24 protein-coding genes and 1 pseudogene are annotated in these 22,134 nt (G+C 34.6%); 5 read left to right on the top strand and 20 right to left on the bottom strand.

All coding sequences use genetic code 11. The features are described 5' to 3' along the window. Window positions 1–362 precede the first annotated feature (362 nt). Together PY093_RS14640 and PY093_RS14635 are read right to left on the bottom strand one after the other, a co-directional pair. The gene (locus PY093_RS14640) at window positions 363–2,543 is read right to left on the bottom strand and encodes a DNA topoisomerase III (protein WP_275646599.1); all 2,181 of its coding nucleotides are present in this window, start codon (window positions 2,541–2,543) and stop codon (window positions 363–365) included. A gap of 96 nt (window positions 2,544–2,639) precedes the next feature. Further along, a complete protein-coding gene (locus PY093_RS14635; protein WP_275646598.1) occupies window positions 2,640–2,894 on the bottom strand; it encodes a hypothetical protein in 255 nt (84 codons plus the stop codon). A 276-nt stretch (window positions 2,895–3,170) separates the two neighbouring features. On the opposite strand from PY093_RS14635, the gene PY093_RS14630 reads away from it, so the two are divergent. Next, on the top strand, window positions 3,171–3,443 hold the full coding sequence (locus tag PY093_RS14630; RefSeq protein WP_275646597.1) for a DUF2564 family protein: 273 nt from the start codon (window positions 3,171–3,173) through the stop codon (window positions 3,441–3,443). 63 nt (window positions 3,444–3,506) lie between these two features. Here PY093_RS14630 and PY093_RS14625 read toward each other — a convergent pair whose 3' ends face one another. Both PY093_RS14625 and PY093_RS14620 read right to left on the bottom strand, forming a co-directional pair. Continuing rightward, window positions 3,507–3,683, bottom strand: coding sequence for a zinc-finger domain-containing protein (locus PY093_RS14625; RefSeq protein ID WP_275646596.1), 177 nt, complete (start codon window positions 3,681–3,683; stop codon window positions 3,507–3,509). Window positions 3,684–3,744: 61 nt separating this feature from the next. Further along, window positions 3,745–4,404 (bottom strand): ribonuclease H family protein, encoded by a 660-nt coding sequence (locus tag PY093_RS14620; protein ID WP_275646595.1) that lies wholly within the window; start codon window positions 4,402–4,404, stop codon window positions 3,745–3,747. 146 nt (window positions 4,405–4,550) lie between these two features. Between PY093_RS14620 and PY093_RS14615 the strand changes: the two genes are divergently transcribed. Continuing rightward, window positions 4,551–4,943, top strand: a complete 393-nt coding sequence (locus PY093_RS14615; RefSeq protein ID WP_275646594.1) for a reverse transcriptase-like protein — start codon at window positions 4,551–4,553, stop codon at window positions 4,941–4,943. Window positions 4,944–4,999: 56 nt separating this feature from the next. Beyond that, on the top strand, window positions 5,000–5,917 hold the full coding sequence (locus tag PY093_RS14610) for a DMT family transporter (RefSeq protein ID WP_275646593.1): 918 nt from the start codon (window positions 5,000–5,002) through the stop codon (window positions 5,915–5,917). A 639-nt stretch (window positions 5,918–6,556) separates the two neighbouring features. On the opposite strand, the gene PY093_RS14605 is transcribed toward PY093_RS14610, so the two are convergent. Beyond that, window positions 6,557–6,832: a DUF6123 family protein gene (locus tag PY093_RS14605; protein ID WP_275646592.1), complete on the bottom strand. Its 276-nt coding sequence runs from the start codon at window positions 6,830–6,832 to the stop codon at window positions 6,557–6,559. Window positions 6,833–6,897: 65 nt separating this feature from the next. After that, window positions 6,898–7,356 carry a divergent PAP2 family protein gene (locus tag PY093_RS14600; protein WP_275646591.1) on the bottom strand — a complete coding sequence of 153 codons (459 nt, stop codon included), beginning with the start codon at window positions 7,354–7,356 and terminating at the stop codon, window positions 6,898–6,900. A gap of 96 nt (window positions 7,357–7,452) precedes the next feature. Between PY093_RS14600 and sspL the strand changes: the two genes are divergently transcribed. Continuing rightward, window positions 7,453–7,584 (top strand): small, acid-soluble spore protein L, encoded by a 132-nt coding sequence (gene sspL, locus PY093_RS14595; RefSeq protein WP_275646590.1) that lies wholly within the window; start codon window positions 7,453–7,455, stop codon window positions 7,582–7,584. A 168-nt stretch (window positions 7,585–7,752) separates the two neighbouring features. Here the strand turns inward: sspL and PY093_RS14590 are convergent, their stop codons facing one another. From PY093_RS14590 to PY093_RS14545, 11 genes and pseudogenes are all read right to left on the bottom strand, one after another. Next, window positions 7,753–8,619 (bottom strand): 5'-3' exonuclease, encoded by an 867-nt coding sequence (locus PY093_RS14590; protein WP_275646589.1) that lies wholly within the window; start codon window positions 8,617–8,619, stop codon window positions 7,753–7,755. A 167-nt stretch (window positions 8,620–8,786) separates the two neighbouring features. Then, complete coding sequence (locus tag PY093_RS14585) at window positions 8,787–8,921, bottom strand: hypothetical protein (RefSeq protein WP_275646588.1); 135 nt, start codon at window positions 8,919–8,921, stop codon at window positions 8,787–8,789. A gap of 68 nt (window positions 8,922–8,989) precedes the next feature. After that, window positions 8,990–9,823: a sulfurtransferase gene (locus PY093_RS14580; RefSeq protein WP_275646587.1), complete on the bottom strand. Its 834-nt coding sequence runs from the start codon at window positions 9,821–9,823 to the stop codon at window positions 8,990–8,992. A gap of 22 nt (window positions 9,824–9,845) precedes the next feature. After that, window positions 9,846–10,106 carry a YpbS family protein gene (locus tag PY093_RS14575; protein ID WP_275646586.1) on the bottom strand — a complete coding sequence of 87 codons (261 nt, stop codon included), beginning with the start codon at window positions 10,104–10,106 and terminating at the stop codon, window positions 9,846–9,848. Between the two features lie 17 nt (window positions 10,107–10,123). Further along, window positions 10,124–10,303, bottom strand: a complete 180-nt coding sequence (locus PY093_RS14570; protein ID WP_275646585.1) for a hypothetical protein — start codon at window positions 10,301–10,303, stop codon at window positions 10,124–10,126. A 3-nt stretch (window positions 10,304–10,306) separates the two neighbouring features. Beyond that, window positions 10,307–11,011 carry a nucleotidyltransferase domain-containing protein gene (locus PY093_RS14565; protein WP_275646603.1) on the bottom strand — a complete coding sequence of 235 codons (705 nt, stop codon included), beginning with the start codon at window positions 11,009–11,011 and terminating at the stop codon, window positions 10,307–10,309. Window positions 11,012–11,071: 60 nt separating this feature from the next. Further along, window positions 11,072–14,758, bottom strand: coding sequence for a dynamin family protein (locus tag PY093_RS14560; protein ID WP_275646584.1), 3,687 nt, complete (start codon window positions 14,756–14,758; stop codon window positions 11,072–11,074). Between the two features lie 342 nt (window positions 14,759–15,100). Then, window positions 15,101–15,262, bottom strand: coding sequence for a hypothetical protein (locus PY093_RS14555; protein ID WP_275646583.1), 162 nt, complete (start codon window positions 15,260–15,262; stop codon window positions 15,101–15,103). An 893-nt stretch (window positions 15,263–16,155) separates the two neighbouring features. Continuing rightward, a pseudogene (locus tag PY093_RS21455) lies at window positions 16,156–16,664 on the bottom strand (IS4 family transposase); the annotation flags it as partial. A 7-nt stretch (window positions 16,665–16,671) separates the two neighbouring features. Next, entirely contained in the window at window positions 16,672–17,244 is a 573-nt protein-coding gene (locus PY093_RS14550) for an isoprenylcysteine carboxyl methyltransferase family protein (RefSeq protein WP_275646582.1), read from the bottom strand. 8 nt (window positions 17,245–17,252) lie between these two features. After that, on the bottom strand, window positions 17,253–18,344 hold the full coding sequence (locus PY093_RS14545) for a type III polyketide synthase (protein WP_275646581.1): 1,092 nt from the start codon (window positions 18,342–18,344) through the stop codon (window positions 17,253–17,255). Between the two features lie 647 nt (window positions 18,345–18,991). Here PY093_RS14545 and PY093_RS14540 point away from each other — a divergent pair. After that, window positions 18,992–19,162, top strand: coding sequence for a hypothetical protein (locus PY093_RS14540; RefSeq protein ID WP_275646580.1), 171 nt, complete (start codon window positions 18,992–18,994; stop codon window positions 19,160–19,162). A gap of 337 nt (window positions 19,163–19,499) precedes the next feature. Here PY093_RS14540 and PY093_RS14535 read toward each other — a convergent pair whose 3' ends face one another. The 3 genes from PY093_RS14535 to PY093_RS14525 form a co-directional block, all read right to left on the bottom strand. After that, window positions 19,500–20,591, bottom strand: coding sequence for a PRK06851 family protein (locus PY093_RS14535; RefSeq protein WP_275646579.1), 1,092 nt, complete (start codon window positions 20,589–20,591; stop codon window positions 19,500–19,502). A gap of 68 nt (window positions 20,592–20,659) precedes the next feature. Further along, complete coding sequence (locus PY093_RS14530) at window positions 20,660–21,433, bottom strand: SDR family NAD(P)-dependent oxidoreductase (protein WP_275646578.1); 774 nt, start codon at window positions 21,431–21,433, stop codon at window positions 20,660–20,662. A gap of 24 nt (window positions 21,434–21,457) precedes the next feature. Further along, window positions 21,458–21,700, bottom strand: a complete 243-nt coding sequence (locus tag PY093_RS14525; protein WP_275646577.1) for a hypothetical protein — start codon at window positions 21,698–21,700, stop codon at window positions 21,458–21,460. Window positions 21,701–22,134 lie beyond the last annotated feature (434 nt).

Below are 22,134 nucleotides of genomic sequence, written 5' to 3'. Positions count from 1 at the left end.
GTAAAAGCACTTTTTGAAAGGCCTGATCGATCATCAGATGGTCGAAGGCGACTAAACCATGAACAGGTTTTCACTGAAACCCTAGCACAGTTTGAAAAAGGAGATGTTCAGCATTTAGATGAATTAACATATGACCCTGTTTATTTGTAAAATTATGGATAAGGACTACCTTCAAATAGGACCCCTTACCCTTTTTTCTCAATTAACCTAAAAGTAAAAATACAGAATATTCTGTTATGTCATATTTTGGAATGATATTCAAAAATATACCTTTTTTACACTCTTGACTTTTTCATAATTTTTTTATGCAACGCTAGTGATAAATTCCTAAACAATAAAAAAAAACCACAATGAGCTAATATTTAATTCATTGTGGTTTTTGATTCAGTAGTCTCAAAAACAAATATGATTTTTTGGTCCTTTTCATTCCATACTAAAGATGCATTAAACGTTTTATCACCCTTTTTAAAGCCCTTGATAAGGTTTGATTTTCCCTCTGACAGGATTTTCTGTATATTTGTTTGTGAAATTGTTTTTGTTAAGATTTTTTTTGACAGGGTAAATGTACATTTATTCTCTTTATAGTTTGTACATCCATAAAAACTACCTTTATCAACAACCTTACCATTACAAAGCTTACATTTTCCAACTTCAATCCCTGTCGTGAATTTTGATTTTCTAGTTGGTATTTTATCTATATTTATATGATCAAAGTTCCAGCTTTTAGATTGGTCAATGGCATCCGTTACGATTTTTTGAGCTAGTTTCTTTGTTTGTTCCATAAATTCTGCCGCCGATGCTTTCCCCTCACCAATTTCACTTAATCTTTGCTCCCACTTAGCCGTCATTTCTGGTGATGCAAGGATTTTTTCACCAATAGCATCTATTAATAGCATTCCTTTTTCAGTTGCAAACACCTGATTTTTTTCAACATTAATATATTTTCGATCCTTTAGCATCGTAATGATCCCGGCGCGTGTGGCTTCGGTACCTAACCCCTCTTTTTTCATAAGTACCTTCTCTAGCTCATTGTTATCCAAGTGCTTTCCAGCCGTCTTCATAAGGGTAATCAGTTGCCCTTCTGTATACCTTTTAGGCGGTTGTGTTTTTCCTTCTTTTACTTTAACTGTTTTTACATTACCGGTTTCATTTATTTCTACATTTGGCAAAAGAACATCTGCATCTTTTTTGGTTTCCTCGTGAAAGAGGACCTTCCTCCAACCTTCTTGCACTTGTTGTTTCCCTTTAGATTTAAAAGTCGCACGATCGTCTACTAATGTAATGATTGTGGTATAATCAAAAATTGCTTCTTCATAGTGTGCTGCAATTAGTCTACGAACAACTAAATCGTATAATTTTTGCTCATCGGAAGAAAGCTTTGATACGTTGGGAACTTGCTCAGTTGGAATAATGGCATAGTGATCTGTCACCTTTTTCTCATTCACAAAACGTTTATTTGACATAATCGAAGCTATAGGTGTAGGAAATAGTGCTTGGTACTCCGCTTGCTTACTTAGTTTTGAAAATATTTCTGGAATCGCCTCTGCTTCACCTTCTGTAATAAAGCTTGAATCTGACCTCGGATAAGAGAGATATCCCTTCGTATATAAACCTTGTGCAACATCTAACGTTTTTTTAGGAGAAAATTTGAATGCTTTATTTGCGGTAGCTTGTAGGGATGATAAGTTAAATAAAGAAGGTGGCAAATATTCTTTTCGGTCTTTAATAAGTTCACTAACCTTTGCAGGCTTATCCTTACAAAAGTCGGCAATCTTTTCAGCCATATTTTTATCTAGTATCCGAGGTTCGTTGTCTTTCTCCCATTTTCCTTCATATACTTTTCCATCGATTATAAACGTTGCAAGAACTTCCCAGAATGGATCAGACTTAAAACTACTAATTTCTTTTTCTCTTTTAACAATTAGTGCTAATGTTGGTGTTTGTACACGACCAGCTGAAAAAACATCCGATACTCCCTTTTCCTTTAATAATAGGGAATAGACTCTAGACGCATTCAGCCCAACAATCCAATCAGCACATGCCCTTGCTCTAGCTTCATAGTATAGATTTCTGGTTTCTTCTTCTGGTAGCAAGCTACTAAATCCGTCTTTTACAGCTTTTTCCGTTAAAGACGATATCCATAGCCGCTTCATTATTTTTTTTATACCAGAGGTAGCAAGTATCGTGCGAATAATTAATTCACCTTCACGACCAGCATCTCCTGCATGGATGATTTCTGTAACTTGGTTATTATGTAAAAGCTGTCGGATTACATTGTACTGTTTTTGTTTAGATTTCATCACTTTGTATTGAAATTTTTCTGGTATCATTGGCAATGTCCCAATTGACCATTTTTTCCACGAAGACTCATATTCTTCAGGTGATAGTAACTCACATATATGGCCAATGGCCCAAGTGAAAAATGCACCCTTCGGAAAAACATCATTTGGATAGACTTCAATAAACCCTTGATTCTTTTTAGATTTAAAGGGTGAAGCTAGCTTAGAAGCCTGATCGGGTTTTTCAGCAATAACAACTTTCATATCTAATCACCTAGTCATTAAAATAAGAGAGGAATAGTCCCTCTCTTTTAGTATGAATCTATTATATATCAAAGTTACCATTTCAAAAACAAAAAATCAGTCAAAAACATATTCTTTTTGAATAATATGTTGAATCGTTATAATAGGCATCTCAATTAAATTTGACTCTATTACAATTATGCCGTGGTCTTTATCCACTAAGGCGATGTCCTCTTTGTCAACTAAATCGATTAGTACTTCCTCAAGTCCTGCAACCTTTCTGTATAATGATGATTTGTCAATATCTAGTTTTTCTACCTTTGATGATAGTCTAATGATTACCTCTTGACCATTTAACTTACATCGATACATAAGACGCCCTCCACTACTTTTTAATTAATGGTATTCAAGAATGCGTCTTTTTAGTAGCTAAAATAAAGACAAATGAAATAATTACGGATTTTTGCAGCCTGTTTAATAGTTGATATAATTGTATTCTTTATTTCTAGGAACAGTTTTTTTGATATGTATAGTATTAAACATAATTGCTAAATTCGAAATGGTCTAGTCAAAAGAAGGCTTTATTAGAGTATTCTATGGTATATTTCACGCTCACTTGACTAACGATATATTCAGGAGGTGCTTAAAGTGACGAATAATCAAAATGAAGATATTTACACAGGCTTTAATGATCTTAAACAGGTTGAAATGTCTATTACAGCAGCAGAAAAAATGGTTGGATCTGCAACAATGAGCATGGACGAGGAATTTTTACTTAATGCAACTAGGGCCGTTCAAGATGCACGAACACAACTAGCACATGCTGTTGAACAACAAACGGGAGTCGATAATGAGTTTTTACAGCAATCTGAAAATACACTATCACGATGTGAACAGCAACTAATACAAGCTAAGCAATAATACCGCCCATTGAGGCGGTATTTTTCATAGAAAATAAACTATGCTGCCTGTATTAAGACGATATTACGAAAGCTTTTGACCGTAATTTTTAAGCTTTTGCCCTACAGTACACTTATTAATACAGAAAGATTGAGCATATTTTTTCCCATATTCTTTTCGAAAATAACTTTTCAAAAAACAATCTTGGCAATACGTATCGAGTATCTCACCAACTTCCAATCTAATTAGCTTTTTATTCATTACAATCTTCAGCTCCTGTTTCAACTATTGTTTTATTGATATGATGAATAGGCTTAATTACTTACCCATTAATTTCAAAATTACTCGAAACAAATACACCTTGTAGTGCTTTAGTAGCTAATTTATCAGCTTCGATATTTTCTTTTCTCAGAATTGGGTCATAAATCGGCCTAATATCCAATTTACCTAATTTTTCTTCAATCCTGTCTAACCATCGATTCAATTTTTCTTCTAGACAAGGCCATTCCCCTGATAATTGTTTTAAGACCACATGAGAGTCTCCTCGAAACGTCACCGGGAGATGGTGCACCCCTATTTCTTCAAGCTTTTGTAACAGGAACCAGAAGGCAGCATATTCAGCTTCATTGTTCGTTTCTAATTCATCAAACGCTTCATTTACCCGAACTCTAAATTGCTTTTTATTTTGTGTATAGTATATGACAGCTCCTAATCCGGCTTTGTGATTTGCTAATTCAAAACCTCCATCGAAATACGCTACAATATCATGTGGTTCTGTATCCACTTCCTTCAACAGCTTGGTTATTTCTTTTTTTGTCCATTTCGTATGCTGCTCATCGTAAAAGAATAGTTCTTTCACACGTCCTGTTTTTTCAAAATCATCAGTTAGCAATAACGCTTCTTCTGCTGGCATAAGTTCTGTATTTAAAACGACTACTTTATTCCTTGGCGTTTTATAAGTCCATTCGACCCAAAGTTTCATGAAACCCTTCCTTTCAAGTGAAACTTACTTACATTTTTCCATTATTTCATATCATTATACACTATAATAAAGTCATGATATTTTCTGTTCTATAGTGGTTTAGTGTGATAAACTACTTGTAGTTTCTTTTGTAGGGAGGCTAAATTATGATTGAAGTTTATATTGATGGCGCAAGTGCCGGTAATCCTGGAGCATCTGGAGCTGGCATTTTTATCAAAGGAATTGACGTTGTTGAAAGATATTCCATTCCTCTAGGTAGTATGTCAAATCATGAGGCCGAATACCATGCTCTAATCAAAGGATTAGCAATTTGTGTTGAAAATGGATACAAAACAGTTTCTTTTAGAACCGATTCTCAACTTGTTAATAGAGCGATTGAAAAGGAATATGTAAAAAATAAAAAGTTTGTTCCACTTTTAGAACAATCACTATTATTAGCGAACCAACTTGATTTATTTTTTCTTAAATGGATTCCAAGTAGTGAGAACAAGGTGGCAGATGAACTTGCCAGACAGGCCATAAGACTAAATATAAAATAAAATGAGACTAGTATTAAGAGGCTTTGTCCATCACGAATATAAAGGAATGAAATAGATTGAAAAAATCATTATTTGCAGATTGCAGTTTGTTATTTGTCGCTTTTATTTGGGGTACGACATTTGTTTTAGTTCAAAATGCGATTAGGTTCTTAGAACCGATGACATTTAATGCAACACGTTTTTTTATTGCAGGACTTATTTTGTTTTTATTACTTGTATTGTTTTACCGACATCAGCTTAAACAAGTAAACAAAAAGCTATTGGGTGCTGGATTTGTAATGGGGTTATGGCTTTTCGGTGGTTATGCTTTACAGACGTTTGGCTTATTGTATACTACTTCTTCTAAAGCAGGCTTTATAACTGGTTTGAGTGTCGTTTTGGTTCCCCTTTTCTCGTTTTTCCTGTTAAAGCAAAAGCCAACACTTAACGCAATTCTTGGTGTTCTTGTTGCAACGGTTGGCCTGTATTTCCTCACAATGGGGGATCAAGTAAGTGTTAATCAGGGTGATATTCTTGTCTTTTTTTGTGCGATTTCCTTTGCATTGCATATAATTTTTACAGGAAAATTCACCTCACTTTTTCCAACTTTGGTGTTAACAGTTACACAAATTATAACGGTAGCGATATTATCTTCCATATTTGCATTCTTGTTTGAAGATTGGCAAGCTGTCTTTACGAAGGAACTGATTATGACAAGGGAAGTCTTAGGAGCACTGTTAATTACATCAATTTTCGCAACAGCCTTGGCATTCTTAATTCAAACCAATTTTCAAAAATATACAACACCTACCAGAGTTGCTCTTATTTTCGCTATGGAACCAGTGTTTGCAGCACTAGGAGGTTACTATCTAGCTGATGAGAGATTAACGATTATAGCTTTAGCAGGTTGTTTACTTATTTTTGTTGGAATGATATTTGCTGAGCTACCACAACGAAAAAAAATGAAGGCATCAATAGAAATTGAAATCCAATGACAAAAGCGACCTACTATACAAGTAAAGGGTTCCGTTTTGAGGTGCAAATCCTATAAATGACAATGAAAAAGGCGTGCAGTCTGACTCTTTGACACCCATAAATAAAAAGAAAGAGCGAACCCTCAAGGACCAAGAGATGAGGGAATCAGCATGGTTTAATAAATAAGCGGAGAAATCTCTCTTAATTACGAAATAGCACTTAAAATCGCTTAAATAGACGGAAGGATTCCGACTATTTACACAAAAAACGTCAAAATGGATCATTTTGCATTGCATAAGCGGAAAACCTCCGCTTATATACCCCGTACCAAGCCTTATTACGTAATTTAACCGGAAAATCTCCTCTTATTTTAACAATCACTGGTTACTAAATTTAGGAGATGACTTCTGATGTATATGGAAATGTGTAAGAATTGACATCCCAATTGACACTTAATTTTGAGTGTCCAAGTAAGCATTGTCCTTTAAATTTATTTTGTCATTAGTGGTTTTATTTTACTATAAGAGGTATTATAAATCCCTATATAAAAGGAAAATGGCATACATTGATTCGTATGCCATTTCTAATGTTAATTTTCCGTTATGTACCTCCAAAACGGAACAGTTTACTATACAAGTTGGTCGCTTTTCGTCTATAATTCACATAATATTTTTCATTTCTACGAGTTCGATCGCATCTTTTCGCTTTGTAATATTGTTCTCTTTAAGCGTTTCTAAAACTGAAACAAAGAAGCTACCGTCAAACTGTTTTTGTGCCTTTAATGTAATTTCAATAGCCGTATTCACTAGTTCATCGGAGGAACTAGTATAATGTTGTCCGAATGATATAAAACCAAGTGCATCCTCTCCAAACATAAAGCCCTTTTCCGCTAAGTAAGAAAGATAATCCTGTACTGTTTTAATTGATTTATTCAATAGTTTCTCCGTCCTTAAAAAGAATATCTCCTTCTTATCTTAGCGTATTTTGTCGAAAATAACTATTATTTTTTCGATAAAATATAACCTAATGCCCCCATCAATACTCCAAATAAAGCTCCTCCAACCACTTCTTCTGGTTGGTGGCCTAACATTTCTTTTAACTTTCTTTCCTTATTATCGTGATAATGCTTCTCTTTTTCACCCTGTAACCGTTCCACATGTTCATCTAGGTCATTTACTTTTAGAGTTAACTCCCCAGTTTGTCTGCGAATACCTTGAGCATCATACATGACGATAAGTCCAAATATTGTCGATAATGCAAAGTCTATTGTGGTTGTACCTTTTCTTAATGCAACAAATGTAGCCAATGAGGAAACGCCTGCTGAGTGGGAGCTTGGCATTCCTCCTGTTTCGATAAAAGTACCCCAATCCCATGTTCCAGTTTTTATTTTCTTTATGGGTATTTTTAAAAATTGAGCTAAACCTATTGTAGCTAATGCAGTATAGACTGCCTTATTCATGACGAATCACCTCAAAGTTAGTTTTTGGATTAGCGGTATTTCTATTCAAACATAATCTTAAACATTATGGAAAAACTAACATTGGAGGTGAGTTGTATGAGTAGAGGGAAAAATCGTGGAACAAAAGCACCAGGTGTTAACCCACAAGGATATGGGCAGGATGCGGAATTAACTGAAGACCCTAAAAGTCAATTAGAAGAAGCAGCAAAGAAGAAAAATACAAAATAACAAGCATAAGACGGTTTCTTTAAGAAGGTGGTTTTTCCTTCTTAAAGGAACTGGCTTATGACCTCAACTGCGACGGCACCTGGGGCTAGACATTAAAACTAGATACACATTTTATGGTTTCTTATATTACAAAAAGGGTTACCATATAAAATCTCTTATTCCTTAATTTTAACCTATTAATTTTTCAAGGCCTTTAAATTCAAGCTCTGTAAATTTATCCAACACTTTATTTCTATCAATAGTAATGGTGGCGTCCTCTAGTGAACAAGAAATAGGGACTTCACAGTGAATCTTAGCAAGCTTTCTTGATAAATGAAGCATTTCTAGATCTTCTTGAATTTTAGACCTTTGACCTTTCGTTAATGAATCAAGATTTTCAAGGATACCTTCTATTGTTTCATATTGCTGCAGTAACTTAATCGCTGTTTTTTCACCAATTCCACGAACACCAGGATAATTATCACTACTATCCCCCATTAACGCCTTTAAATCAATCATTTGGCTAGGGGTAATCCCTTTTTCTTCAAAAAAAGTTGTTGGATCATAAACATTATAATTACCATATCCTTTTTGAAGAAGAACGACCGAGATATTATCATCGAGGAGCTGTAAGATATCTTGGTCTCCTGTTAAGATTGAAACTTTTCCATGCTCACCATATTTCTTAGCAAGTGTACCAATACAATCATCAGCCTCAAAGCCTACCAAGCCAATATTTGGAATATCAAAACAAGCGGCTACTTCTTTTACTAAATCAAATTGAGGGATAAGCTCTATTGGCGGTGCATTTCGATTAGCTTTATACCCTTCGAATAGCTCTGTGCGGAAAGTTGTACTTCCCATATCCCAACAACATACAACATGTGTTGGCTGAAATTTATTTACCGCTGTCAGCATATGCTTTACAAAACCATGGACTCCATTTGTAGGTTGTCCTTTACTGTTTACCATATAATATCCACTCATTGCTGTTGCAAAAAATGACCGAAATAAAAGTGCCATACCATCTATTAGCAATATCTTTGATTCATTCATATTATACTACCTCTTCTACTAATTTTTTTAAAAATAACAACAGTAAATAGTATAGCATAAATTAATATAGAGTTTTTATAATATCTTGCTTTATTTGGGAAACCTTAAAAAACCTCCCGTACTAACGGCAGGTTCTTACTTTTTTGGGTATTGTGGGAGACCAAGATTTAATTCATGTCCTTACTCATTTTTTCTGTTTCAATTTTTGCATAAGATTCAAATTCTCTTTTAAGCTCTGCGTTTTTTATCTTTCCTGCATTTGTAACTGTGTGGTTTTTGTTATCTTTCTCCGATTTATTCATCTAATCGCCCCCAAAGAACAATGTTTGTACATTTAGTATGGGTATTGATGCGTTTTTTATGTAAGATCCTATCCTTTTGCAATCGGATTATCATCGTATGTGATCCAATCACTCCAGCTGCCACTGTAAAGTTTAACATTATTATACCCTGCTTCTGATAGTGATAGTATGTTTGGGCAGGCAGTCACTCCAGAACCACAATAAACTATTATATCTTTATCAACATTTACTACCTGTGAGAAACGTTCTTTTTGATCACTTTCATTTTTCCAGTGACCATTAGCCTCTATCCCGTCTTTCCAAAAGGCATTAACAGCACTAGGAATGTGACCAGCCACTTTATCAATTGGCTCTTCAATTCCAAGGAACCTTACCTGTTCACGCGAATCGATTATTGTAGCTGAATCCTGTTTTATAGCTTCTTTCACGTCAGAAACTTCTACCAACATATTTCTATTTACGATTGGGTTAAATACTGCTCGTTCTATTGCAGGTATTTCGTTTGTTACAGGAAAATTTTGTTCTTTCCAAGCTGAAAACCCTCCATCTAGAACATACACTTCCTCGTGTCCAAGGAATTTTAGTAGCCACCATAATCTTGAAGCAAATGCTCCCCCTTGATCATCGTAAGCAACTACAGTCTTTGAATGGTCAATACCCGCATGAGATAATTTATCGACAAATTCCTCCAGTTGAGGTAATGGATGTCTCCCCCCATGTGTTTGAACTTGACCTGATAAATCCTTTTCAAGATCAAAATATAAAGCTCCAATTATATGCTCTTCTATATATTCCGTTAATCCGTAAGTTGGATTGCCTAATTGAAACCGACAATCAATTATGCGAACGTTTGAATCTGTTAATCGTGAACTTAACCAATCAATACCGACAATATGCTTCACCCTTGTTCCCCCCATTATCAAGTTATTTTCTTCCTACATATGTTTTAACCATTTCTTCTGTTACGTATTTTCTCGTTGGAACGATCCCTTTTTTAGCAAGATCGTTTATACTGCGTGTAACAGCATTTATTTTATCAACCGTAAAAGGTTTAGTTTGTTGGCATAAATCAACTGCTTCCTCAATATAAAGCTCACGCATTTGCTCCAGATTTATAAAAGTTTTAACTACCTCATGTTGTTTCTTTGAGTGCTTTGAAATAGCCTCATGTACGTTACCACTCATTTTTTCTACCTCCAAAATTATTCATTTTTATTTATTAGTTTTACCACGTTGGGCTTTGGTTCCCAGCAATTAAATACATAATCAGACTTCGTTTCATAACCTAACCGTTTACAGTAATATAACATTCCTTGGTCTTTTTTTGTTGCAACAAAATTTATACAGGTAGCACAGGCATGGTAACGATTTCGTTTTATCATTCTCTACACTCCAAGCTGGTTCCAAAGAAGTTCATTAAGAATTTGCACATCCATTTTTTTATCTGGTAATTCTCTAATGTGTTCCTCCCATTTAGATCCTTCTCTATTTAGAAACGAAAGTAAATGATGATATTGTAGGTTAGTTAAATTGGTTTGTGCTCTTTTATTCTCTAGTAAAACATAAAGAAGTTCCTTATCGTTAGCTTCTATACTCACCTCTCCTACTAAGTCTAAAAATTTAATAGGCGGTAGCTTTTTATTTTCTAAAATATAAAGAATTGACAAGGTCCCACGAGCAGCTTGTAATAGTGTTTTAACTAACGGGATACCTCCTAATTGATTGTTGGTTAAAGTTTTGATGTTCATATTAGTTAAACTTAAATAGTGAAACGAGATTTTCCTCAATGAATAACTAGTAGCTGCGATCTCTCGTAGGGCAAAAAGAAAATCTTCATCTTCACAATAGATCACTGGTGAAAAAAGCCACTCATAAAGAGAAGGGTTTGACCTTTTAAATAACTCCAATGTCTTAAAGATATCCCATCCATGCATCTCTATCAACGGAATTGCATTCTGGTCAATTATTTCAGGTTCTCGTGTTAAGCTCAGATATCGTTTAAGACTCTTACAATAAATAAATTTCACATCATAATCACTTTCATCTGAATGAGTCCCATACGAACGACTGCCAGATTCACAAGCATAGATTATCTAAATTTCCTTAGTTTGCTCAAGTTGTCTTAATTGCTGAAGAATGGTTTGATCCATTTATTGATCTACCTTCTTCATTTGAGCTAGACTTACTGCGATTTTTTCCAAAGCGTCAACATCGACATTTTCAGATAAAGCAAGGATACTACCCTCAAAATATTCATTAATTTCTTGTAAAACTCTCTCTTTTAACGCATCAACAGCCTTTGAAAAATCCTTCAAATAAACATCCTGAAGGTAAAGCTTATTCTGTTCTAAATAAGCTGAGATCGGAGCTTGCAGATTATTCTCAAGCTCTTGCATCACATATTTCTTATCATTTTTCTCAAAAAATGACTTTGCATTTTTAAATATGGACAACGCCTTCTTAAACAGATCTTTATCAATGTCTTGCAAACCGCTCTCAAATTCTGGATTACTATATACTATCTCCCCGGGTTCAGCAAGCTGGATTGCTGGATTGGTTACTTGAATATTCTTTCTTAAAGAGACTAGAATCTCATCAACTGTCCTAAAAATAAATTTTTCAGTTCTAAGTGAAGTAGCCCGCATTTCTTGCGCAAGGTCATAACCAATTGACTCTAGCAATTCCTGTAAACATGCTTGCAGTGCTTTTTTCATATCACGCCCATCCTCGCGTAAAACAGATGGGTTAAATGATTCCTTAAATAAATCAGGGTATCGTAAAAATACTCTTTGTTTAATATAATAGGTTAATTCTTCAATTTCTTGTTGTACTGCGTTTTTTTCGAAGTCAACTTCGAAACTGTTAATCGTAGTTTGTATAGTAACTTGTGACTTTTTTACTTGATCTAGTTTAGCTAATTTAATCTCTTTATCTTCCTTTGCAGATGAGATGTATTCTTGAATGATTTTCGTTGCCCGGTCGATATCGCTATAAGCAGAGATAATTGCCATTTCTGTAAGTTCTTCGACAATGAACGATTTAAAATCACTTTCAAACTGCTTTATTCCAGAAGATTGTAATACCAAAGACTGATCATTTACTGGTACATCCATTATTTTCTCTTTTAAGGCTAATTGGCTTGATAATGAATAAAGACGTGGCTTCCTAATTCCATAGCTCACGAGCTCAGTACCTACGTATTCCTCTACTGTTAGCAATTCGTCTTTGTCATTAGCTAGGTCTGCTGCATTGATGATAAAAAACATCTTATCCATACTAAATGTGTCTTTAACTCTCCCTAATTGGATCAGGAATTCACGATCTGCTTTAGAGAAAGCATGGTTATAATACGTAACAAATAAAATTGCGTCAGCATTCTTAATATAATCAAACGCAACCCCTGTATGTCGCGCATTAATAGAATCGGCTCCCGGTGTATCTACAAGTGTAATTCCTTGCCTTGTTAGTTCACAATCAAAGTACAATTCAATCCATTCAACGAAGCACGCTTTCTCTTCATTCGCAACATACTCTTTAAAACCTTCTACATCAATTGTTAAAATCTTACCCAAATGGCTGGATAATTCTGAATAGCCATTATTAACAGCCTGTAAAAAAGCATAGTGGGGTTTTTCTTTAGCTTCTACAGTTCGATTAGTTAATTTATTAGTAATCACTCTTAGTGCATCTGATATTGATGTAATCTCTTCATTAAAAACTTGTAAAGAATGTTGTATATCCTGTAAAAGCTGAGATTCTGATTTAACCTTTACAATTACAGTACCATGTTTTCTATCAGTAGTTGGTGGTACTATTTTGTTAATAGTTGCAGTCGTTGGGTTTGGTGAAACTGGTAATACAAAATCTCCCATTAAGGCATTTGCAAACGAAGACTTCCCTGCACTAAATGCTCCAAATAACGCAACCGTAAATTGTCTATTTTCTAATCTGTTCGCTTTCTCTGCCATATCTCTTGCAATAGAAGAGAGTCCAGTAATTGATTCGATTTGATTTTTAGCAAAAAGCAGATTCGAAACCGTTTCTGTAACTCTCGCCTTACCATCCACTACTTTACTTTCACTTGGTTTGTATGATTTCCATACAGTTTGTTCAACTTTTTGATTACTAATTTTAGTAAGATCTGTTTCCCCCTCAGCTAAAACGATGTTTTCTTTAAGTAAATCATCAAGGCTAGAAGGAAGTTTATCGTTACCTTCTATTTTACCTGCTATAAGATTTACTAAATGTCTCTTCGTTCGAACTTTAGCTTGTTGTAAGTTGATAAGTTTATTAAAAGCTTTTTCGTAATTCTGATATTGTTTTAGCTCATCTTGAAGCTTGGTTGAATCATTCTCCATTCGTTCATATAAAGAAGTGGTAATCAATTCCAATAGCTGCATAGCTAAAAGTCGGTATTGTTTCTTAACCTCATGTGCTACATCACTCGTATAGGTTAGAATGTAATCGCCTGTTAAACCTGCATCTTTTTTGACGATACGTGCTAATAATTCTTCATTAAATGAATATGTTAACTTCTCAACATTACCAATTAGTCCAGGAAGATCACATTTCTTTAAAAATTTACTAGCAAATTCTTTAATGTGCCACTCAAGCTGGGATGAAACCTTTTCCTGAAAATCTTCATAAAACAACTTTAAACGTTCATTTCTTGCTTTATCTGTTTTTGCTTTTGAAAAAAGTAAACCAATTTTAAATTCTATTTGGCGGGCCTCTATATAGGACCGAGCTAAATCACGGGTAGTAAAAGGCATTAAATAAGCATTGTCTAAAATATCATTTAACTGAGAAAGAAAGGTTTCTCGATTTTTTTCTACGTTTTGTTTACCTTTTTCTAGTTCGTTCGTAAGCTCACTTACCCTAACATGGATTACCTCTCGATTCTCAAACGAAAGGGAGCTTAAATCACGTTCATAACTTTCTTTGTCTTTTGCGTGAAAATCGTCTAGAAACGCTAGATGATCATCAATTATTTGGTATATTGAAGACACTGTACTTTCTATTAATAACTCATCTTTATGATCAATTTTCTCGGCAATGAGTTTCTTCAATTCAGGCAATTGGTTATTATCATTGTTTTTATCCCTTATGGAAGTGTAAAAAATATCCTCGGGAACGACATTCCATTCCAGAAATGCCTGTTTAACACCCTTTTTAAAATTATCAAACTCAAGTTCCTGTTCCCTGTGTTTATCTATTTGGTTAATAACTAAATAAAGAGGTTTCTTACGGTCAGCTAAATCCTTTGTAAACTGGAGATTTAACTCAGATTGAACATGGTTATAATCCATTACATACAACAGTAAATCTGCTAAATGCAAGGCTGACTCTGTCGCAACTCGGTGCGCATCATCTGTTGAATCAATACCTGGAGTATCCATGATCGTTACTCCATTTGGTAGCGATTTGTTTTGATGACTTATTTCAATTGAGTCAATCGTATCACCATCTTTACAGTATGATTTAATTAGGCCATAGTCATATGGTGCCGTATACTCAATGATATCGCCCTGTTTATAATAAACACGCGCATACTCATCACCCGTTTTCACCTTAACTAAGTTTGCACTTGTTGGGATAGGACTTGACGGAAGGATGTTCTCACCAATTAACTCATTTATCATACTGGACTTTCCAGCTGAAAAGTGACCACAAAATCCAATCATATATTCAGAATCTCGAAGTTTTCTAAGTAATTGAAGAACCTTCGTTGCATTTTTTTCATCACTCTTTTGAATAATCTCTTGATATAAATAGACTAGTTTTGATAGTAGTTGCTCCTTTGTTGTTACCTTAATACTATACTCTGTCTGTACCATCTGTTTTAATTCCCCTTATATACTACATATTATCATATCTGTATTTTACTCTATTCAAGTGTTTTTTTAAATGGTTATTAGAAAAGCGCAGGCGCCCGCCTTTTGGCGCGTCAATTAAAACCCGCCACGTCCTGTGGCAACATCGACATCAGCACATCCTGTGCAAGTCAAGCATAAGACGGGCCCTGACTAAAGGCGTTTTTTGCCTTCGGGAAGGGATTGGCTTATGACCTCAGGTCCGATGGCGCCTGGAGCTAGACGTAGATAGACAGAGATACGAATTTATACACAACCTTACAATTTTATAAATTCCTAAACAGCAAAAAAATACCAGGTACATACCTACCTGGTTGCTTCTGCTTCCCATAATGCTGTTTTATTTGAACGTAATCGTTTTGATTGAATAGAAGATTTATCTGTATGTGCATGATTTACTTTTTTAACTACGTAAAACATTAACAAGGAATATACCAATATTGTAGCTATAATAAATGTCAGAATCATGATTGTCACCCACCTATTATATAGTTTAATTGTGATAGTGATAATTATTTTCAATCAATACACTTAGTTTATCATTAAGGATAATCATTTTCAATTAGATTATTGCGAAAATTATTTTTAGTACTTGAGTTTCGCACCCTTAATAAACAGGATTTTCTAACTCATAATCCTGCCTAAACCCTTGTTATATAAGGCTTGTCTATTATTCCATTTTAATTGCCTATGCAGCTTTATCCTCTTGTAATAATTGTTTACCTAAAAATGAGTCTTCAAATAGCTCCCTTCAGAAATTGATATTCTGGGGAGTTTTTGAACTCTTTGAGGTGCAAATCCTATAAATGACATTGAAAAAGGCGTGCATTCTGACAACAGATTTGACACCTCTTTGACACCCATAAATAAAAATAAAGAGCGAACCCTCAAGGACCAAGAGATGAGGGAATCAGCATGGTTTAATAAATAAGCGGAGAAATTTCTCTTAATTACGAAATAGCACTTAAAATAGCTTAAATAGACGGAAGAATTCCGACTATTTACACAAAAAACGTCAAAATGGATCATTTTGCATCGCTTAAGCGGAAAAACTCCGCTTATATACCCCGAACCAAGCCTTATTACGTAATTTAACCGGAAAATCTCCTCTTATTTTAACGATCACTGGTTACTAATTTAGGAGTTTACTTCTGTTGTATATGGAAATGTGTAAGAAATGACATCTCAATTGACCCTTAATTTTGAGTGTCCAATAAGCATTATCCTTTAAATTTATTTTGTCATTAGTGGTTTTATTTTACATTATAAATCCCTATATAAAAGGAAAATGGCATATGTCGATTCGTATGCCATTTCTAATGTCAATTTTCCGTTATGTACCTTAAAACGGAACCCTTTATTCTTTTGCGACAGCGTTTTTCTTTTCCCTCTTTCTTCAACGTACTTAAGAGTTGCTTGGCATTTAGTTTAGTCCTATTATAGGTGTTTATCTTTTCGAACGACACAAATCACATGCATGGATTTATTTTTGATTTCTCTTATGGACTGGATAAACCCCTTACTGCTAAACCAGCTGTCAACTAGTACATGCTTTAGCCCCATGTTTAACGGCTCTTTTGATCATCTGAATCCCATTGGTGATTTTGTCTATCTTACACTCTTTCTCTCTCTTATACCCAACAGAGCTATGGTGGCGGTTCTTTCGATATTGTTCTTTTCTGTACTTCGCTTTTAAAGGATTTTCGGAATGAAAGGCCAAAATCAAGGGGAAGCATTTTTTTCCCATCAAAAAAACCAAGTGTCAGGTTTTTAAACCCTAGAGTCTTTTTGGCTCTACCGGCTAAGTGATCATGAATATCCGAGAGTTTTCCATTTTCCGTCCGACACGGCTATCAACGGGAAACTCAAGTTAGTAATCATTTCGCTGTTTTAGTTGCTAATCGTACAGGAAGAAAGCGCGAACGACTCGAAAATTCTTGTTTATACTCAAGTAAGTCCATTAAGGCTTTTTCCTCTACTGAAATTCTAATCGATAAAACAATACTATTTAAAAATGTAAATACTATCGAAGTGATGTAGCAATTAAATAGTAATGGAATAATTAAAATTTCCAGCGCGACAATTGCATAATTTGGATGCCTGATATATTTATATGGGCCTTTTGCAACAATATCTGCATTTGGCAAAATTATGATTTTCGTATTCCAGTATTCTCCTAAAGAATACAATGCCCATACCCTAATAGCCTGTGTAAATACGAATATAAACAAAAGCATCGGCCACAGCACAGAAAGCGACTTGTTAGAAAGTACATATTCAGTAAAAAATGAAATAAAAAATAATAGATGTACTGTCATAATATATTTATAGTGATCACCACCAACCTCAATTGCTCCCCGTCTTTTCATCTTCACCTCATTGCATTTTGCTAGATATAACTCAGTCAGTCTTTGGATAATTATAAAGATATACAACAACCAAAAAGCCATATCGGTTTTCACTCCCATTTAAGAAGTAATAATTCTGAACTGAATCCTGGTCCAAGGGCAGCGGCTAAACCATAATCACCTGGTTTTATAGAATCTAATTTCATAAATCGCTTAAGGACATATAACAATGTCGCTGACGACATATTTCCATGCTCACGTAATACATCAAAGGATATTTTTGTCTTTTCAGGCTCCATCCCTAGTGATTGTTCATAGGCTTCAAGCACTTTTTTACCGCCGGGATGTGCGATAAAGTGGTTTATTTGACAGATTTCTACTTTATGTTCCGATAATAACTTTATGACATTAGGTCTAAGCCATGTACTAATTATTGCTGGAATATCCTTTGAAAAAACAACATATAAGCCCTCGTTTTTCACTTCCCAGCCCATCACATCTTCTGAATCTTTCATTATGGTTGATTGTGTGTCGATAATAGTTGGTAAGGTTGATAATTGACTTATTTCAGCAACATTCACACTATTTCCAACAACACATGCACATGCAACCCCGTCTGCAAACAAGCTGGTTCCAATTAAATTACTTTTTGTGCGATCATTTCTTTGAAAGGTGAGACTACATAGCTCAACTGAAAGTATCAGAACCTTCGAGTCCGGGAAAGCTTTGCAATACTCATATGCTCTGGATAAACCTGAAGCTCCTCCAGCACATCCTAGACCCCAAATCGGAATTCTTTTGATATGGGGGGAGAATGGCAATTTGTTCATGATCCTTGCATCAATACTTGGGGTTGAAATACCTGTGCTTGAAATAAAGAATAACGCATCTATTTCTGAATACGGAATAGACTTTTTGAGGAAAAGTTCATTGGTCAAGCATTGTTCTATTGCTTGAACACCAAAATTAATTGCATTTTCTATATATAAAATATTTTTATGTTCAAAGCTATGATCCCTCTTAAACCAACTTAAATCTGTAGTAAAATTGCGTTTCTGAATTTGCCCCTTTTCAAAAACCTGTAATAATCTACTTATCTCCTTAAAAGAGTCCTGGAACAGCTCTTTTGCAAATTCAACAGTTTGTTCTTGAGAAACTTCAAATGGTGGTACACATTCACCTACTGACACAACTCTAGGCATAAAGAAGAACCCCTCGACATTCGACTTATAGCTATTATTTACACAGCAAGTAAAATTATGTAAAAGATAAGTGCAGGGCGCCAGTCTTTCAGCGCGTCGATTAAAACCCGCCACGTCCTGTGGCGAAGATCGACATCAGCACATCCTGTGCAAGTCAAGCAAAAGACGGTTTATTCAAGAAGGTGGTTTTTCCTTCTTAAAGGGAATGGTTTATGACCTCTGGTCCGATGGCGCCTGGGGCTAGACGTAGATGACAGAGACACGAAGTTATACACAACTTACAATTTTGTAAATTCCTAAACAATAAAAAAAGCTTTCCCACTAAAAAGGCAGGAAAGCTAAACGTTTTAAAGGAGTTATTGCTTTGTTGTTGTGCAAACCTTATTATAAGTCATTACTAAAGGGAATACATCAGTAAATATTTGTCAAGTTGGTACGACCCTTTCATATACTTTTTAAATCTCTCTAACAGTGGTGTATTTTACATATGAAAGAATATATTTTTACACTGATTTTTAATTGAATAATTTTCACTTTCATACCGGAGCTTTGATTTTAGAAATTATGAAAAGATTAATGATTCATGCAAATATTCTATTATATAGTGTTATAATAGAAATTACGATAAAAGTTTATGGAGGTCCTACGTGAAAAATAAAAATAAATTCAATAACGGTGAAACAGTGGTTGTAAAGCATACAGGAGAAACTGTCACAATAAACCAATGGAGCTATATTGCAAATATGAAACGATACTCCTATACGATTGTTGAAAATCCCGCAACTTTTTACTTTGAAGAAGAGCTAGTTAAACTTTAATAAAATAAGATCAAACAAATAAAGAAATAGAAACAAATGTTAAGTTTATCCCTTCTGAATACTAATAAGCTAAATTGTTTTTTTTGCTAATTTTTTGTCGAATTTTGTTACTTTTAAATAAATGTTTTTTCGTTGGAGGATTGACAATAACCTCAAATGTAACATTTGTTCATAAGGAAACTACAAATTATTTTAATGCTTTTGATGAACTAGATATAACAATTCTTGAAATTATATTCATTCTCTTACCTATATGCTCTATTAGTAAAGCGCAGGGAGCCCGGAGCAAAACATTAAATTTTTAAATAAAAGGAAGCACATTGTGCTCCCTTTTAACTTACAAAAATTCCTTGCATACGTCTTTAATGACATCTTCTCTTTTGTTATCTACAGCTGAAAAGTCCATTGCTTCTTTGTAATAATCCTCAATTTTATCATGTAATCGTTTTGCTTCACTTAAGAAATTTGTAGCAAGCGCCATTTTATTTTTATAGATTGTGTTTAGTTCATGAATCTCTTTTTGATGAGTCACTTCTATACTTGTATCCATACATAATTTAAACATATCCACTACTTCGTCTTGCATTCTAAACGGATCGACTACATGTGGAGCAGTTCCATCTACAATTGACACACTTAATGATGGAATAATAATCATATCAACGCTTGATGGGTCAAATGCGCATTGAAAATACTCCACTGATAAACCGCTTTCTTCTGCGCGCTTACCAATTGCCTTCATTAAAGTAGATTTCCCGCTACCAGGTCTACCCTTTATAATAAAGCGTTTTTCTAGATCTTCTGTTAGATTGTCAATAAAATTAACTGCACCTTTTGGAGTTGCAGCCCCAAAAAAACGTTTTCTACTATGTGGTGTTGATTCTTTTTCAGGAGTTTGGCTAAATATCTTTTCCATTAAGCCAGATGTGACATCATCTGCTTTTTTAAAATCCATCGATGATAAATATATATCCTCTCTTTGCAAATGTATCTTCTTTGCTTCTGCAAACACTTTATACGCAGCTTGAAAGTTCTCTGAAATATCATCAGTTATATCAATTATTTCATTTTTATTTTTTGATAATTGGTAATCATTTCTAAATTGTCCTAAATCAATTACTTTTTCTATCACCCCAGGATATTTTGGCTCAACTATATGCGGGGCAGTACCATCCACAAACCCTAGCTTTAACTCAGGTATAATTAAGCCATCGATTGATTGGTTATCTGAAGAACAATGTAAATACTCAAGTCCATATCCTTTTTCCATTAAGAAAAGTCCAATCTTTCTCATAAAAGTAGATTTACCTGTTCCAGGTCCACCCTTTAAAATATATAGTCGATCTAATCCTTTTAATGCCTCATCATATAAAGAGTAGAAACCAACACTCGAGTTAGATCCAGCATAATAATTCTTCATTTGTACCATATATTAACACTACCTCCTTGTAGACATCAGCCTACAAATAGGTTATGGCATCAATAATAAATGTGTGCTTAAAAACCGTTAATTGTCATTCCGCCATCAACAAATAATGTTTGGCCAGTTATATAATTGCCTGCAGCAGACGAGAGGAATACTGTAGGGCCTACAAGCTCTTCTAATTCACCAATTCGATTTAGAGGTGTTACAGATAAAATATCTTGGACATATTTTTCATCTTGAAGCAATTTTTCAGTTAAAGGGGTTTTAAAATACCAGGGTCCGATGGAATTGACATTAATATCATACTTCCCCCACTCTAATGCCAAGACTTTGGTCATTTGGATAAGTCCAGCCTTTGTTGCTGCATAAACGACACCCGTTCGTAAGGCGACATGCCCCGCAACTGATGAAATATTGATAATCTTCCCACCTTCATTTTGTTCTTTCATTACTCTTCCAACCTCTTGAGCCATTATGAAGGCTGACTTTAAGTTTGTATCCATAATTGTTTTCCACTGATCCTCTGTCACTTCTAATGCTGGTGTTCTGATATTCATTCCTGCATTGTTTACTAATATATGAACCTTACCCGCTTGTTCTACAACACTATGAACTGCTTGTTTGACTTCATCTCGTTTTGTAACGTCTGTTTGTATTGGATATGCTTTCCCACCTAAATTATGTATTTCATTTGCAACCGAGTCTATACTTTCTTTTGTACGGGCTAACAGCGCTACGTCTGCTCCTGCTTCAGCAAGTCCAATCGCAATCGCTCTTCCAATTCCCCTCCCAGCACCTGTAACAATAGCAACTTTATTATGCAAATCAAATGATGGTAAATACATTAAGATCACTCCTATTTTTAAAAACTATTGTTTATTGTTCGATGTAAAGGAACTAAAAACAATGTGAGTATAGCTATTATTGTAAATTTTATCCAATGTATCAATCTTATAAATAATTAGTTCATGATCGTCATTACCTTCAAGACTGTTCTCATCAATATATTGGTTTAAAGATTTCCTAGCAATATCTTCCGTTGTGAATAATCCTACTAAATTTGAACTCTCTCCACAGTCCGAACAACCTAGATCAAAAACTACGAAATACATTTTTACACCTCTCTTCTCATTCATTTTTATCATAAACTATTGGAATATTCAACCAAACAAACTACCTTTAAAGAAAGAGTACTCAAATTAAATTGGGTACATCCTCAGTCACTATTATTTTTATTCCACGCTTAAGGTGCAGTAAAATCCCCACCTCAAAACTTGGAGAATGCGAGGAGTTTAGGTGGGGGATATACTGCACCTAAAGACCCGACGACGCACAGGACGTGCACGCTCCTAACGTTATAAGTTCAACTAACAATCAGTGGGGATGTAGAACCCCCATTTTAGAAGGTTCATTTACTATTTTTAAAGCACTAGTAATCCTTCGTATTATTTATTTGTACATTGATCTCGATTATTTTCACTTCTACAGCACCACATCTCAGACAATGCTTTTGTGATTTTTCAAGAAATGTTAAACATTTCGTACA

Source organism: Cytobacillus sp. S13-E01, from assembly GCF_029193815.1.
GTDB lineage: Bacteria > Bacillota > Bacilli > Bacillales > Bacillaceae_L > Bacillus_BV.
Note: the sequence above shows the minus strand (reverse complement) of the source record. Positions and strands in the feature narration are given on the sequence as shown.